Raw genomic sequence first — 13591 nt, forward strand, 5'->3', positions numbered from 1 at the left:
CTCTTCAAAGTGAAGAGGGGGTTTTTATATTGATAGAAATGAGGGAGATTCGTGAAATTACTAGATTTATTATCAAAAGGAATTGTAATAGGTGATGGTGCGGTTGGAACGTTATTACATTCACATGGTTTGCAAAGTAGTTTTGAAGAGTTGAATATATCTGATCCAGACTTAATTATATCGATTCATAAACAATATATAGCTGCTGGAGCAGATGTGATTCAAACGAATACGTACGGAGCAAATGAAGCGAAATTACGTATGTATGGATTAGAGAATCAAGTTGTCCAAATAAATAAAGCAGCAGTGAAACTTGCAAAAGCATCTGTTACAGAAAGAAATGCGATTTTAGGGACAATTGGTGGTATGAAACATATCGGAGCTGTTACAACGACTGATATGGAGAGAGAATTTATGCTACTTGAGCAGGCAGGTGCTTTACTAGAAGAACAGGTTGATGGATTACTATTAGAAACTTTTTATGATGAATTTGAATTATTGCATGCCGTTAAAGTATTGCGTAAACAAACGAATATTCCGATTGTAGCTCAGTTAGCGTTACATGAGGCGGGTACGACTCAAAATGGAAATGATGTAAATGAAATATTAAAACAGCTTTTAGATTACGGTGCAAATGTTGTTGGATTGAATTGCCAACTAGGGCCACTTCATATGATAGAAGCTTTGAAAATGATATCGATTCCGCAAAACGGCTACTTGTCAGCATACCCGAATGCAGGTCTCCCGAATTATGTGGAAGGGCGTTACGTATATGAGGGAAGCCCAGCTTATTTCGAAGCGATGGCACCGAAATTTATTGAGCAAGGTGTTCGGTTATTGGGTGGTTGTTGTGGTACTACTCCAGAGCATATTGAAAGTATAAAGCGTGCTACTCTAAATGCTGCACCGGTAATAGAAAAGGACACGATTCAAAGACCGAAAGTAGTTCATACACACGAGAAACGTTCGAAAGCACATGTCACTCTTGCAGAGAAGGCAAAGAAACAAACGACAGTTGTAGTGGAATTAGATCCACCGAAAACACTAGATACGCAGCGGTTTTTTGAAGGAGCAAGAGTACTGAAAAGAGCTGGAGCGGACGCTATTACTCTAGCAGATAATTCATTAGCATCTCCTCGCGTTTCGAATATGGCTATGGGTGCGTTATTAACGAAGCACGATATTCCAGTATTGACACATTTAACGTGTAGAGATCATAACGTTATTGGACTGCAGTCTCATTTGCTTGGATTATCAGCATTAGGTATGGAAGAAGTGCTAGCTTTAACTGGTGATCCAGCGCGTGTTGGTGATTTTCCAGGTGCCACTTCTGTATATGATTTGTCATCTATCGAGCTCATTAAAATGATTAAAGAAATGAACGATGGACGTTCTATTTTAGGCAAATCAATTGGTCCGGCAACAAGATTCTCAGTCGGAGGTGCGTTTAATCCGCATGTAAAACATTTAAAAGCAGCGGTAAAGCGAATGGAACGAAAAATAGATGCTGGAGCAGAATACTTTTTAACACAGCCAATATATGATGTTGCTTTAATTAAAGAAGTATATGAAGCGACAAAACATTTGGAACAGCCTATCTTTATTGGAATTATGCCATTAGTAAGTAAGCGGAATGCAGATTTTCTTCATTTTGAGGTGCCGGGCATTACTCTTCCTGAAGAAATAAGAGAGAGAATGGATGGACACGAAACGAAAGAGACAGCTATTGAGGAAGGTATTCGTATTTCACAAGAATTAATTGATACGGCATTAAAATATTTTAACGGTATATACTTAATCACACCATTTTTAAAATATGAAATTACAGAGCATCTCGTTAAATATGTGAGAGAAAAGCAAGAAGTGAAAGAAGGTATTAATTGATGAAATGTATAGAAGAAAGATTACAAAATAGCATTTTAATATTAGATGGTGCAATGGGGACAATGATCCAGCAAGAGGACTTAATTGCGGAAGATTTCGGGGGAGAAGAGTATGAAGGCTGTAATGAATATTTAGTAGAAACAAGACCGGATGTCATCTTAAAGATTCATAAAGCTTATATTGAGGCCGGAGCTGACATTATTGAAACGAATACATTTGGTGCGACGAATATTGTATTAAGTGATTATGAGTTGTCTCATTTAGACGAAGAACTAAATGAGAAGGCAGCACTTTTGGCGAAGCAAGCTGTGACAGAAAGCGGGAAGGAAGTATATGTTGCAGGTGCGATGGGGCCGACAACGAAAGCAATTAGTGTTACAGGAGGAGTTACGTTTGAAGAACTAATTGAAGCTTATACAAGGCAGGCGAGAGGATTATTGAAGGGAGAAGTGGACGTATTACTCGTTGAGACGAGTCAAGATATGCGTAATGTGAAAGCTGCTTATATTGGAATTCAAGCAGCTTTTGAAGAAATAAAAAAAGTTGTGCCTATTATGATTTCAGGAACGATTGAGCCGATGGGGACGACTTTGGCAGGACAAACAATTGAGGCTTTTTATTTATCGGTAGAACATATGAAGCCATTATCTGTCGGATTAAACTGTGCGACTGGCCCGGAGTTTATGAGAGACCATATTCGGTCGCTATCTGATTTATCGGAGTGTTACATTTCTTGTTATCCAAATGCAGGTCTTCCAGATGAAGATGGACATTATCATGAGTCACCATCTTCGCTTGCTGAGAAAGTGAAACGATTTGCTGAAGAAGGATGGGTTAACATTATTGGTGGTTGTTGTGGTACAACACCAGAACATATAAGAGCAATGAAAGCCGCGCTAGCAACTCTTAATCCGCGTGAACATCATGAACGAGAAGGGCATGGAATTAGTGGATTAGAGGCGTTGCAATATGATGATTCTATGAGACCTTTATTTGTAGGTGAAAGAACGAATGTTATTGGATCGCGTAAATTTAAACGATTAGTAGCAGAAGGGAAATTTGAAGAGGCTGCTGAAGTGGCAAGAGCACAAGTGAAGAAAAATGCTCACATTATTGATATTTGTATGGCGGACCCTGATCGTGATGAAATAGAAGATATGGAAAATTTCTTGGCAGAAGTTACGAAAGTGTTAAAAGTACCGATTATGATTGATTCAACAGATGAAAATGTGATGGAGAGAGCTCTTACTTATATTCAAGGAAAAGCTGTTATCAACTCTATTAATTTAGAGGATGGAGAAGAGCGTTTTGAGAAAGTGACACCTCTTCTTCAGAAATACGGTGCTGCTATAGTTGTCGGAACAATTGATGAAGATGGTATGGCCGTTAGTGCAGAACGGAAGATAGAAATTGCGAAAAGAAGCTATGAATTACTTACAAAGAAGTATGGTATACGTCCGTCTGATATTATTTTTGATGCGCTCGTGTTTCCTGTAGGGACAGGCGATGAAGAATATATCGGTTCAGCAGCAGCGACGATAGAAGGAATTCGTCTTATAAAAGAAGCGTTACCAGAATGTTTAACGATTTTAGGTGTGAGTAATATATCGTTTGGTTTACCGCCAGCTGGACGTGAAGTATTAAATTCTGTCTTTTTATATCATGCAACGAAAGCAGGGTTAGATTACGCGATTGTTAATACGGAAAAATTAGAGCGCTATGCGTCAATTCCAGAGGAAGAAAAACGTCTTGCGGATGCGTTATTATTTGAAACGACGAAAGAGACGTTAGAAGAATTTACAAACTTTTATCGCGTGGCGAAAAAGAAAGATGTTATTGTACAAGAAACGCTTACGCTGGATGAACGACTAGCCAACTATATTGTAGAAGGTACGAAGCAAGGATTACACGAAGATTTAAGTCTCGCACTTGCAGAAGGAAGAAAACCTCTTGATATTATTAATGGTCCACTTATGACAGGAATGGATGAGGTGGGACGATTATTTAATAATAATGAGCTTATCGTTGCTGAAGTATTGCAAAGTGCTGAAAGTATGAAAGCTGCTGTAAGTTATTTAGAGCCACATATGGAATCTAGCGAAAGTGCGAAAAAAGGGAAAGTATTATTAGCGACCGTTAAAGGGGACGTACATGATATTGGGAAAAATCTTGTTGAAATTATTTTATCGAATAACGGATATGAAATTATTAATTTAGGAATTAATGTCCGATCGGATCGAATTGTTCAAGAAGTACAAGAAAAGAAGCCTGATATTATTGGTCTTTCTGGCCTGTTAGTAAAGTCGGCACAACAAATGGTAACAACTGCTGAAGATCTAAAAGCGGCGAATATTGATATTCCAATTGTTGTAGGTGGCGCAGCACTAACGAGAAAGTTCACAGATAATCGTATTTCTCCATCATATAAAGGGCTCGTATGTTATGCGAGTGATGCAATGACAGGTCTTGATATTATTAATAAGCTTCAAAAAGAAGAAGAGCGTGAGAAGATGAAACAGGATAAAAAAGAACGTCATCTTCATATCGTAACAAAAGAAGAGAAAAAAGTAGAAATTCCAGCAGTAATTGAGCCATTGCCAAAATCAGCGGTTATGGTGCCGGACTCAACAAAACGAATTGTATTACGCGATATTCCAGTTGCACATCTTGCTCCATTTCTAAATAGACAAATGCTACTTGGACATCACCTTGGATTAAAAGGAAATGTGAAGAAGCTTTTGAAAGAGGGAGACAAAAGAGCGCACGAATTAAATGATTTAATAGACGAATTATTGCGAGAAGGACAATCTTGGTTAAAACCGAAAGCCGTGTATCAATTTTTCCCAGCGCAAAGCGACGGACAAAACATTGTAATATATGACCCAGAAGATCATACGCGTATTATAGAGCGTTTCACATTCCCAAGACAAGGAAAAGCACCATATCGTACTTTAGGTGATTATTTACGCCCTATTGGAGATGAGATGGACTATGTGGCTTTCTTATCTGTTACTGTTGGGGAAGGAGTTCGGGATATTGCTGAAGAGTGGAAGGCGAAAGGTGATTATTTGCGCAGTCATGCAATTCAATCGTTAGCACTTGAATTAGCAGAAGGACTTGCTGAAAAAACACATATGCTCATTCGTGATCGCTGGGGAATTCCAGACCCACCTGAACTGACGATGGAAGAACGTTTCCGCACGAAATATAGAGGAATACGAGTGTCATTTGGTTATCCAGCCTGTCCAGAACTTGCAGATCAAGAAAAGCTATTTCGCTTAATTCATCCGGAAGAAATAGGTATTTCATTAACGGAAGGATTCATGATGGAGCCAGAAGCGTCTGTAACGGCTATGGTATTTTCTCACCCTGAGGCAAGATATTTTAGTGTATTATAGTCTAGAAGGGGGAGACGTATGAAAAAAATAGTCTTTACAGGTGGCGGTTCGGCAGGACATGTAACACCTAATTTAGCCATTATTCCATATTTACAAGAACAGAATTGGGACATTTCTTATATTGGTTCTCATCAAGGGATTGAGAAAACGATTATAGAAAAGGAAGGCATTCCGTATTATAGTATTGCGAGCGGGAAGTTACGCCGTTATTTTGATTTAAAAAATATAAAAGATCCTTTTCTTGTAATGAAGGGTGTTATGGATGCGTATGTAAGGATTCGAAAATTAAAACCAGATGTGATTTTTTCAAAAGGTGGTTTCGTATCTGTACCAGTCGTAATTGGAGGGTGGCTAAATAGAGTACCAGTTTTATTACATGAATCTGATATGACGCCAGGACTAGCAAATAAAATTGCCCTCCGTTTCGCTTCGAAAATATTTGTTACGTTTGAAGAAGCAGCGAAACATTTACCGAAAGAAAAAGTAATATATACGGGATCTCCTGTACGTGAAGAAGTGTTAAAGGGAAATCGTGAAAAAGGTGTAGCGTTTTTAGGTTTTTCACGTAAAAAGCCAGTTATTACAATTATGGGAGGAAGTTTGGGCGCAAAGAAAATTAATGAAACGGTTCGAGAAGCGTTACCAGAACTTCTTAAAAAGTATCAAATTGTTCATCTTTGCGGAAAAGGTAATCTTGATGAAAGTTTACAAAATAAAGAAGGATATAAACAATTTGAATATGTACATGGGGAGTTACCAGATGTATTAGCGGCAACAGATTTTGTTATCTCACGTGCGGGCTCCAATGCGATTTTTGAGTTTTTAACATTGCAAAAGCCGATGGTTTTAATTCCGTTATCAAAATTTGCAAGTCGTGGAGATCAAATTTTAAATGCAGAGTCCTTCGAAAAGCAAGGATATGCCTCCGTATTGTATGAAGAAGATGTAACTGTGAAATCTCTTATAAAGCATGTCGAAGAGTTGCATCAAAATAATGAGGCGTATAAAACAGCATTAAAAAAATATAATGGAAAAGAAGCGATTAAAACAATCATTCACCATATTTCAGAGGCATGATGAAACAATCATGCCTCTTTTAGTAGGCTGAAAGATTCCAAGAATTGATATTTTTATGTTACAATAACAAATGGTTAATAGGGAAATTCCAATTAATGAAGCGTGAAAATACGAATGGATTAGGAGTGACTGTGTTGGAGCTAAGTCTCTATGAAAATACTGCACTTATTATATGCTTTGTGTTGTACGTTGGTAGTGTTATTGTATATATTTCAAGGAAATTTTCGCAAGAGCGAGAACTTGAAAAGTCAGAAATAACGGCTGAACTAGAAATGTTAGCTGATGAAAGTTATAAAAAGAAAAAAATAAAAGAAGACCTTGAAGCATCCCATCATTTAAACGCAAATAAGTTCTAAAGATGGGGATTTTTTTTTTGAGGTTGTTTCCTATTGTAACTATAACGATTAACACGAAAGCGGAGTTTGCATCTTATGTTATGAATCATATAGAACAATAGTAATTACCTAAAAGGTTATAAAAGTAATCTTTTGGGTACAGTGATGATAAGGAAAGTACATAAAGGAGCTATATAATATGAAATTAGAAAATGGATGGGAAACAAGTTTTTTAGAAGTGGTACAAAAGAGTGAATTTAAGAAAGATGCGCTGCTTAGTCAATTGCTTTTTACAGATAGTGAAGAAGTAGAAGAGCTTGCTGATGATTACGGATATGGAGAAATTATTGAGCGCGAACATGATGATGAATTAGCGGAAGTTCTAGGTGAAGAACTGTTCAGTGAGATGGAACGATATGTATTCTTATCTTCACAACCAGAAGAGAAACTGATTTCATTTGTAAATGGATTAGGTTTTCATGTGTTAGACTGGATCGTGCTTCTTGAAACGGAATTTGGCATTGATAGTGCAAACTTTACATCGGATGCAGTGAAAATGTTAGAAAAGCGTTTCAGACAGTTTCCATACATAGAAGAGAAGACAATTTTTGATATGACGTTTGGAGAAGCGATGGATACATTAGAATCTGTTACAGGATTACCACTGAAGGAAAAAATGAACGTATAATGTAAAAAAAGAACGNNCGTTCTTTTTTTACATTATAATAATTTTGTCATCTATTTTTGTTTGTCCGCTAAGAAGTGCGTTTAAATATTCCACTTTTCTTATACAAGCTTGTATATGTCTTTCAACCTCTTGTAACTCTGCTTGGTGATGCGTTTCAATAGGATGAATTTGTACGTTAAATTTTTCAAATTGACTATTATATGTGATTTTTGCATAGCCGCTCATAATATCAGTTTCGTTATGAAATAAAAATTGATTCGTTTTGTCACAGAATGATACATCCTGAAAGCCATATACTTTTAATGCCTCAATTACTTTTTTAATAATTTTTGTATTCATTTTTTAACCCTCTTTACGAAGTTCTACTTATACATTATAACATAAAAAATTACATAGAAAGCGCTTCCAAGTGTATTTTATTATAAACTTTACGTTTCAATCATAAAAATGAAACAAAGAAAAAATAATTGTAAAGAAGAGAGGACTCTTTTATTGTTTCGTCATATATATAGAGAAATAGTGCAATGAAAGGAAATTTTCCGAGGTGGAGATCGTATTTCCAATTTGAGCGCAGTAAAAGAGGTGAGAATCTTGAACTTTGATATTGTAGGACAAAAAGCATATATAAAAGATGGACCGTATCGGAACCGAATTGGAATTGTAAAGAAAAACGAAGAACAAGAAAACCCGCACTTTGCTATTGTAATTGGAGAGCAAAGTGTTGAGGTCGAGTTAAAGGATATCGTGTTAGTTGGAGTGGACGTAGGACAATTTCATAAATGGTGTGAGCAAAATGGTTATTTGTAAAAGGGACGGGCTGTGAGAGAATGAAATATATTGGAGGAAAGAGAATACTAAATTGTGTTCTCTTTTTCCATGATTAAGGAGGCGGAAATGAAGTATAAAGAACAAGATTTTACATTGGAGTTGAAAGAGAAAATTCAGTGTGTGGAGAAGGAAATAGAGCGAATATCGCTTAAACTTTATAAAGAGTACTCACAATTATACATAGAAAAAAAACATGGAACTATCTATGGAACTTGTTAGAGATAAAGAGCATCCTTTTGAGGTGGGGTATTATTCATCAGTTGCGATAGCTATATTAGATGAAGAACAAGAGATGATTGGATTTTATAATATTCCAATTTGGAAATGTGAAAATGTTTTTTTAGGAATGCCAACTCAATCAAGAATTTGGGGGAGTAAGAAAATAGGGAGATCTGTTGATGAATCTTGTTATGAGATTGAGGAAGAGTTAAAAGAGAAACTAAACGAATACATGGATTGATAGTTTTCAAGATAAAATATATCGAGATGGAACATAATAAAAAGACGCTAACAGTATAAATTGTTAGCGTCTTTTTTTACTACGAAGCAATTTCACCAGTTTTTGTATCATCTTGATTGTACGTATCTTGATCTAATTCACCAAGCCATTTACTAGAAATAAGACCTGCTGTCATAGAGCCACTTACGTTAAGAGCTGTACGACCCATATCGATTAATGGCTCAACTGAGATAACAAGAGCAACAATGCCGATTGGTAAGTTCATTGTAGATAGTACGATTAACGCTGCGAATGTTGCACCGCCACCAACACCGGCAACACCGAATGAGCTAATAGCAACGACAGCGATTAAAGTTAAAATAAATTGAGGTTGTAATGGATCAATTCCTACAGTTGGAGCGACCATCATTGCAAGCATTGCTGGATAAATACCTGCGCAACCATTTTGCCCGATAGATACCCCGAATGAAGCTGCGAAGTTGGCGATTCCTTCAGAAATACCAAGCTTTTCTTTTTGGGCTTCAATATTTAATGGCATTGCACCAGCACTAGAACGAGAGGTGAATGCAAATGTTAATACAGGGAACACCTTTTTCAAATATTGAATTGGATTTAAACCAGATAGTGCGATTAATAATAAGTGAATAATAAACATTACGATAAGTGCTACGTAAGACGCTAACACGAAGTTACCAAGTTTTAAAATAGCGTTAATATCGCTACCAGCAACTGTTTTTGCCATAAGAGCTAATACACCGTATGGAGTAAGGCGTAAAATTAATGTAACCATACGCATTACGATTGCATATACAGCATCGAGCATCTTTTTAAATAGCTCTGCTTGTTCTGGATATTTTCGTTTTACGCCTATAAAGGCAATACCGATAAAAGCTGCAAATATTACAACAGAAATTGTTGATGTTGGACGAGCACCTGTTAGATCAAGAAATGGATTTGTAGGCAATAGTTCTAATAATTTGTCTGGAATTGTTGTCTTTTCAATAGAAGTAAATCTTTCTTCAACTAGTTTCAGACGGGCAGTTTCAGCATCACCTTGTTGTAATCCTGTTGCTGATACATCAAATCCTGCACTTGCAGCGATACCGACAGCTGCAGCAATTCCTGTAGTAAGAATTAAAATACCGATAATAAGACCACTAATCTTTCCAAGATTTTTCGTTAATTTTAATTTTGTAAATGCCGAAATGATAGATACTAAAATAAGCGGCATAACGATCATTTGAAGCAATTTCACATAACCGTTACCGATTAAGCCAAACCAAGTATTTGATTCAATAATTACTTTAGAAGTAGGCTCATAAATAAATTGTAATATAAGACCAAAGATAATTCCGACTCCTAAAGCAGTAAATACACGTTTATTAAAAGATACATGCTTACGTTGCATATAATATAATATGCCAACTAAAATGAGCATGACTGCAACGTTAATTCCGACAAGCAGTGTATTCATGTTAATTCCCCCTAATTCCAATCTGTTATATAGAATATAAGGTAATAAAACCTATAAGTCAACTAGGAAATTGCGGAATTAAAAAAAAGATGGCAAAGTGCCATCTTTTAATGTCCAGCTCCAGGGACAAGTAAAAACGTCGTGTAGTATGTAAATCCAATGAAGAAAACGGTTAAATATGCCCCGAATACGTATATATACATACGCTCTGTTAATTTTAAATAACTTAAAAGTACGAAGAAACCTGTTTGTCCTAAAAATAGTAGTGCGGCCTGTTGCATATCCCCTACGTAAAACATAACCGAGAAAATTCCAGTCCAAAAGCCAAGAACGCGAAACATGCGCTCCATGCAATCTCCCTCCTTTTCTAAAAAAAGTAAAACCTCTCTTCATTATAGTTTATTTTTCTTACTATTGTAAATATTCGTTCATATAAAAAAGAAGCCAATTTCACTGGCTTCTTTTTTATATGAAATTTAAATGGACATTTTATAATTACAAGATTTACATCCATCTAGTAAACTATCGTGCCGAGTTAATTCCATGTTAGGGAATAGGATTTCAAAAATTCCTTTCATCATATCTCCATGCATATTACAAATTTCAGTTGGGTGATGAACAGCAACTTCTTTAAATGGACAATTGTGTACATCATAGAAAATTTTTGTTCCATCTGCACTTAATTCAAATGCAGGTGATAAGCCAGCTGTTGAGAATGCTTCTTTTGCAATTTGAACTTTTTGTTCTACTGTTAAATCATCTTCCCTTACATTTAAGCGCTGCATATGTTGTTGCATTAATTCCGTTCCAAATTGTTTTCCTGTTTCGTATAGCGCTTTTTCACCAGCAGCCCCAAGGCTAAGGAGAGAATTAAACGCTATTTTTGCTAATAATTGATAATCACGGAATGGGAATTGCAATTGGATCACATCTTCAGATAATACATATAATCTGCTTGGTCTTCCACCTTTTCCAGTTTTCTTTGTTTCTGATTTTAGCATATGAACATCTTCTAATTTAGATAAATGTAAACGTGCTACGTTTGGATGAATGTCAAACTCATCTGCAATTTCTTGTACAGTCACGTAACTATGTTTTTGAGAAATATATTTATAAATGTAATAACGAGTTGGATCAGATAATACGCCTGTAATTTTTAAAGCTTGTTCCATGAGGATCTCCACCTTTATCACTTTATCCAAGATAATAACATTATAATACAGATAAACATGAGTATAGGTAATTTCAGACGATAATTCAGAAATTGTTCATAATTTCACAAACATATTTTCCCTTTTTTCTCTATTGAAAATACAAAAGTTCTAATTTTTCTTGCGTGTTTTTTCATGCTATATACATAGTAAGGAGGGGAAAAGTGATGAATGGAATCGAAAGCTTTGCGAATAGGATCTTGAAAGAAGCGTGTAGGGTGCAAGCATCGGACCTACATATTGTGCCCCGGAAGAAGGATGTAGCGGTTCAACTACGCATAGGAAAAGATTTAATTACAAAACAGCGCATTGAAAAGGAATTTGGAGAAAAGCTTGTTTCGCACTTTAAATTTTTAGCTTCAATGGATATAGGTGAGAGACGGAAGCCACAAAATGGTTCATTGTATTTACAAATTGATGGACAAGAAGTGTATTTACGCCTTTCAACACTTCCAACAGTATATCAAGAAAGTCTCGTGATTCGCCTTCATTTACAAGCATCTGTGCAGCCACTATCTCATCTCTCGTTGTTTCCAAGTACGGCGGAAAAGCTACTCTCTTTTTTACGTTATTCACATGGGTTACTCGTATTTACTGGACCGACAGGATCTGGAAAGACAACGACAATGTATGCATTATTAGAGGTAATGAGAAAAAGGAAAACACGTCGCATTGTGACACTTGAAGATCCAGTTGAAAAAAGAAAGGATGGCTTATTACAAATTCAAATAAATGAAAAAGCAGGTATCACATATGAGACTGGATTAAAGGCTATTTTACGCCATGACCCAGATATTATATTAGTTGGTGAAATCCGAGATGAAGAAACAGCAAAAATAGCAGTAAGAGCAAGTTTGACTGGACATTTAGTAATGACGACGTTGCATACTAATGATGCGAAAGGAGCGATACTACGATTTATGGATTATGGCATAACGAGGCAAGAAATTGAACAATCTTTATTGGCAGTAGCTGCACAACGACTTGTTGAATTGAAGTGTCCTTTTTGTAGAGGAAAGTGCTCAACTTTATGTAAATCAATGAGGCAAGTAAGACAAGCGAGCGTGTATGAGTTGTTAGATGGACATGAGTTAAAACAAGCGATTAAAGAGGCGAACGGAGAATGTGTTACGTATAAACATGAAACATTAGAATCTTCGATACGAAAAGGATACGTTTTAGGATTTTTAGAAGAAGATGTTTATGTTTAAGAAAACATGGCGTTTAAGTGATCAAGTAGTATTGTTGAAACGGTTAGGAGAACTATTAGAAAAAGGTTACTCCCTTTTACAAGCATTAGAATTTTTGCGCTTTCAATTACCTTTAGGAAAGAGGGTACAATTACAGCGCATGATTGATGGGTTAAAAGATGGGAAAAGTCTACACGATTCTTTTCATCAATTAATGTTTCATCAGGAGATGTTAAGTTATTTATTTTATGCCGAGCAACATGGTGATATTTCATTTGCATTGCAACAAGGGAGTGCACTTCTTTATAAGAAAGCTAAGTATAGGAAAGATATGATGAAAATAATGCAGTATCCTATATTTTTGGCATTCTTTTTAATGATTATGCTTGCTGTTTTCAACCTCATCTTATTACCACAGGTTGAAATGGTGTATAGTTCGTTCGGTTCTACAGCACCGCTACTTACAGAACAAATTTTAAGTGCAATTAAACTTATACCTTATATTATGTTTAGCATTATTCTTATCATTATTATTGGGTATAGTTTATACATGTTTTATTTTCGGAAACTCCCACATATTCAACAGATAAAAATCATGCTTCGTATTCCCCTCTTAAAAACATTTCTTATTTTAAAGTATTCGCATTATTTCGCCACTCAATTGAGCGGCCTATTATACGGCGGACTATCAGTGCTTGAAGCGTTAACAATAATGATGGAACAAAAATATCATCCGTTCTTTCAGTATGAAGCGGGCCGGATTGAACGACAATTAATTGCAGGAGAGTCCTTACAATCTATCATTGCTAAAAGTGCTTATTATGAGAAAGAACTTTCTTATATTATTACGCATGGACAAGCAAACGGTAATTTAGCCATTGAATTAGGTGACTATAGCAATCTTGTTATGGAAAAGCTGGAACAAAAAATGAAACATATGTTAGTTATCATTCAACCAATTTTATTTACATGTATTGGAGGGATAATCATTCTGATGTATTTAGCGATGGTTATGCCGATGTTTCAAATGATGAATTCCATTTAGG

The 13591-nt window shown here is 35.9% G+C and carries 12 protein-coding genes and 1 pseudogene; 9 read left to right on the forward strand and 4 right to left on the reverse strand.

What is annotated here, in order from left to right; genetic code table 11:
* Positions 1 to 51: 51 nt before the first annotated feature.
* From COI75_RS11140 to COI75_RS11160, 5 genes are all read left to right on the forward strand, one after another.
* Entirely contained in the window at positions 52 to 1884 is a 1833-nt protein-coding gene (locus tag COI75_RS11140; RefSeq protein WP_000770324.1) for a bifunctional homocysteine S-methyltransferase/methylenetetrahydrofolate reductase, read from the forward strand.
* A complete protein-coding gene (metH, locus tag COI75_RS11145) occupies positions 1884 to 5282 on the forward strand; it encodes a methionine synthase (protein ID WP_000649733.1) in 3399 nt (1132 codons plus the stop codon). The genes COI75_RS11140 and metH overlap by 1 nt, the downstream gene beginning before the upstream one ends.
* A gap of 18 nt (positions 5283 to 5300) precedes the next feature.
* Positions 5301 to 6359: an undecaprenyldiphospho-muramoylpentapeptide beta-N-acetylglucosaminyltransferase gene (murG, locus tag COI75_RS11150; protein WP_000724786.1), complete on the forward strand. Its 1059-nt coding sequence runs from the start codon at positions 5301 to 5303 to the stop codon at positions 6357 to 6359.
* A 95-nt stretch (positions 6360 to 6454) separates the two neighbouring features.
* The gene (locus COI75_RS11155) at positions 6455 to 6715 is read left to right on the forward strand and encodes a DUF3966 domain-containing protein (RefSeq protein ID WP_000817962.1); all 261 of its coding nucleotides are present in this window, start codon (positions 6455 to 6457) and stop codon (positions 6713 to 6715) included.
* 178 nt (positions 6716 to 6893) lie between these two features.
* The gene (locus COI75_RS11160) at positions 6894 to 7382 is read left to right on the forward strand and encodes a hypothetical protein (protein WP_000764245.1); all 489 of its coding nucleotides are present in this window, start codon (positions 6894 to 6896) and stop codon (positions 7380 to 7382) included.
* Positions 7383 to 7409: 27 nt separating this feature from the next.
* Here COI75_RS11160 and COI75_RS11165 read toward each other — a convergent pair whose 3' ends face one another.
* Positions 7410 to 7721: a hypothetical protein gene (locus COI75_RS11165; protein ID WP_001092836.1), complete on the reverse strand. Its 312-nt coding sequence runs from the start codon at positions 7719 to 7721 to the stop codon at positions 7410 to 7412.
* A 252-nt stretch (positions 7722 to 7973) separates the two neighbouring features.
* Between COI75_RS11165 and COI75_RS11170 the strand changes: the two genes are divergently transcribed.
* On the forward strand, positions 7974 to 8189 hold the full coding sequence (locus COI75_RS11170; protein WP_001008336.1) for a DUF3912 family protein: 216 nt from the start codon (positions 7974 to 7976) through the stop codon (positions 8187 to 8189).
* A gap of 87 nt (positions 8190 to 8276) precedes the next feature.
* Positions 8277 to 8670 (forward strand): annotated as a pseudogene (locus COI75_RS27275) (hypothetical protein).
* 79 nt (positions 8671 to 8749) lie between these two features.
* On the opposite strand, the gene COI75_RS11180 reads toward COI75_RS27275, so the two are convergent.
* From COI75_RS11180 to COI75_RS11190, 3 genes are all read right to left on the reverse strand, one after another.
* Positions 8750 to 10144, reverse strand: coding sequence for an L-cystine transporter (locus tag COI75_RS11180; protein ID WP_001094326.1), 1395 nt, complete (start codon positions 10142 to 10144; stop codon positions 8750 to 8752).
* A gap of 107 nt (positions 10145 to 10251) precedes the next feature.
* Positions 10252 to 10494: a DUF2626 domain-containing protein gene (locus tag COI75_RS11185; RefSeq protein WP_000440717.1), complete on the reverse strand. Its 243-nt coding sequence runs from the start codon at positions 10492 to 10494 to the stop codon at positions 10252 to 10254.
* A gap of 126 nt (positions 10495 to 10620) precedes the next feature.
* Positions 10621 to 11316 carry a helix-turn-helix transcriptional regulator gene (locus COI75_RS11190; RefSeq protein WP_000434121.1) on the reverse strand — a complete coding sequence of 232 codons (696 nt, stop codon included), beginning with the start codon at positions 11314 to 11316 and terminating at the stop codon, positions 10621 to 10623.
* A 206-nt stretch (positions 11317 to 11522) separates the two neighbouring features.
* Between COI75_RS11190 and comGA the strand changes: the two genes are divergently transcribed.
* Positions 11523 to 12566 (forward strand): competence type IV pilus ATPase ComGA, encoded by a 1044-nt coding sequence (gene comGA / locus COI75_RS11195; RefSeq protein WP_001013205.1) that lies wholly within the window; start codon positions 11523 to 11525, stop codon positions 12564 to 12566.
* Positions 12559 to 13590 (forward strand): competence type IV pilus assembly protein ComGB, encoded by a 1032-nt coding sequence (gene comGB, locus COI75_RS11200; protein ID WP_000475175.1) that lies wholly within the window; start codon positions 12559 to 12561, stop codon positions 13588 to 13590. The genes comGA and comGB overlap by 8 nt, the downstream gene beginning before the upstream one ends.
* The last annotated feature ends 1 nt before the right edge of the window (position 13591 follow it).

Source organism: Bacillus cereus, assembly GCF_002564555.1.
Taxonomy (GTDB): Bacteria; Bacillota; Bacilli; order Bacillales; family Bacillaceae_G; genus Bacillus_A; species Bacillus_A cereus_K.

Bases quoted from the DNA above. Each gene is read 5' to 3' on its own strand.
- metH (WP_000649733.1), top strand. From the start codon at position 1,884: ATGAAATGTATAGAAGAAAGATTACAAAATAGCATTTTAATATTAGAT.
- murG (WP_000724786.1), top strand. From the start codon at position 5,301: ATGAAAAAAATAGTCTTTACAGGTGGCGGTTCGGCAGGACATGTAACA.
- COI75_RS11155 (WP_000817962.1), top strand. From the start codon at position 6,455: ATGAAGCGTGAAAATACGAATGGATTAGGAGTGACTGTGTTGGAGCTA.
- COI75_RS11160 (WP_000764245.1), top strand. From the start codon at position 6,894: ATGAAATTAGAAAATGGATGGGAAACAAGTTTTTTAGAAGTGGTACAA.
- COI75_RS11165 (WP_001092836.1), bottom strand. From the start codon at position 7,721: ATGAATACAAAAATTATTAAAAAAGTAATTGAGGCATTAAAAGTATAT.
- COI75_RS11180 (WP_001094326.1), bottom strand. From the start codon at position 10,144: ATGAATACACTGCTTGTCGGAATTAACGTTGCAGTCATGCTCATTTTA.
- COI75_RS11185 (WP_000440717.1), bottom strand. From the start codon at position 10,494: ATGGAGCGCATGTTTCGCGTTCTTGGCTTTTGGACTGGAATTTTCTCG.
- COI75_RS11190 (WP_000434121.1), bottom strand. From the start codon at position 11,316: ATGGAACAAGCTTTAAAAATTACAGGCGTATTATCTGATCCAACTCGT.
- comGA (WP_001013205.1), top strand. From the start codon at position 11,523: ATGAATGGAATCGAAAGCTTTGCGAATAGGATCTTGAAAGAAGCGTGT.
- comGB (WP_000475175.1), top strand. From the start codon at position 12,559: ATGTTTAAGAAAACATGGCGTTTAAGTGATCAAGTAGTATTGTTGAAA.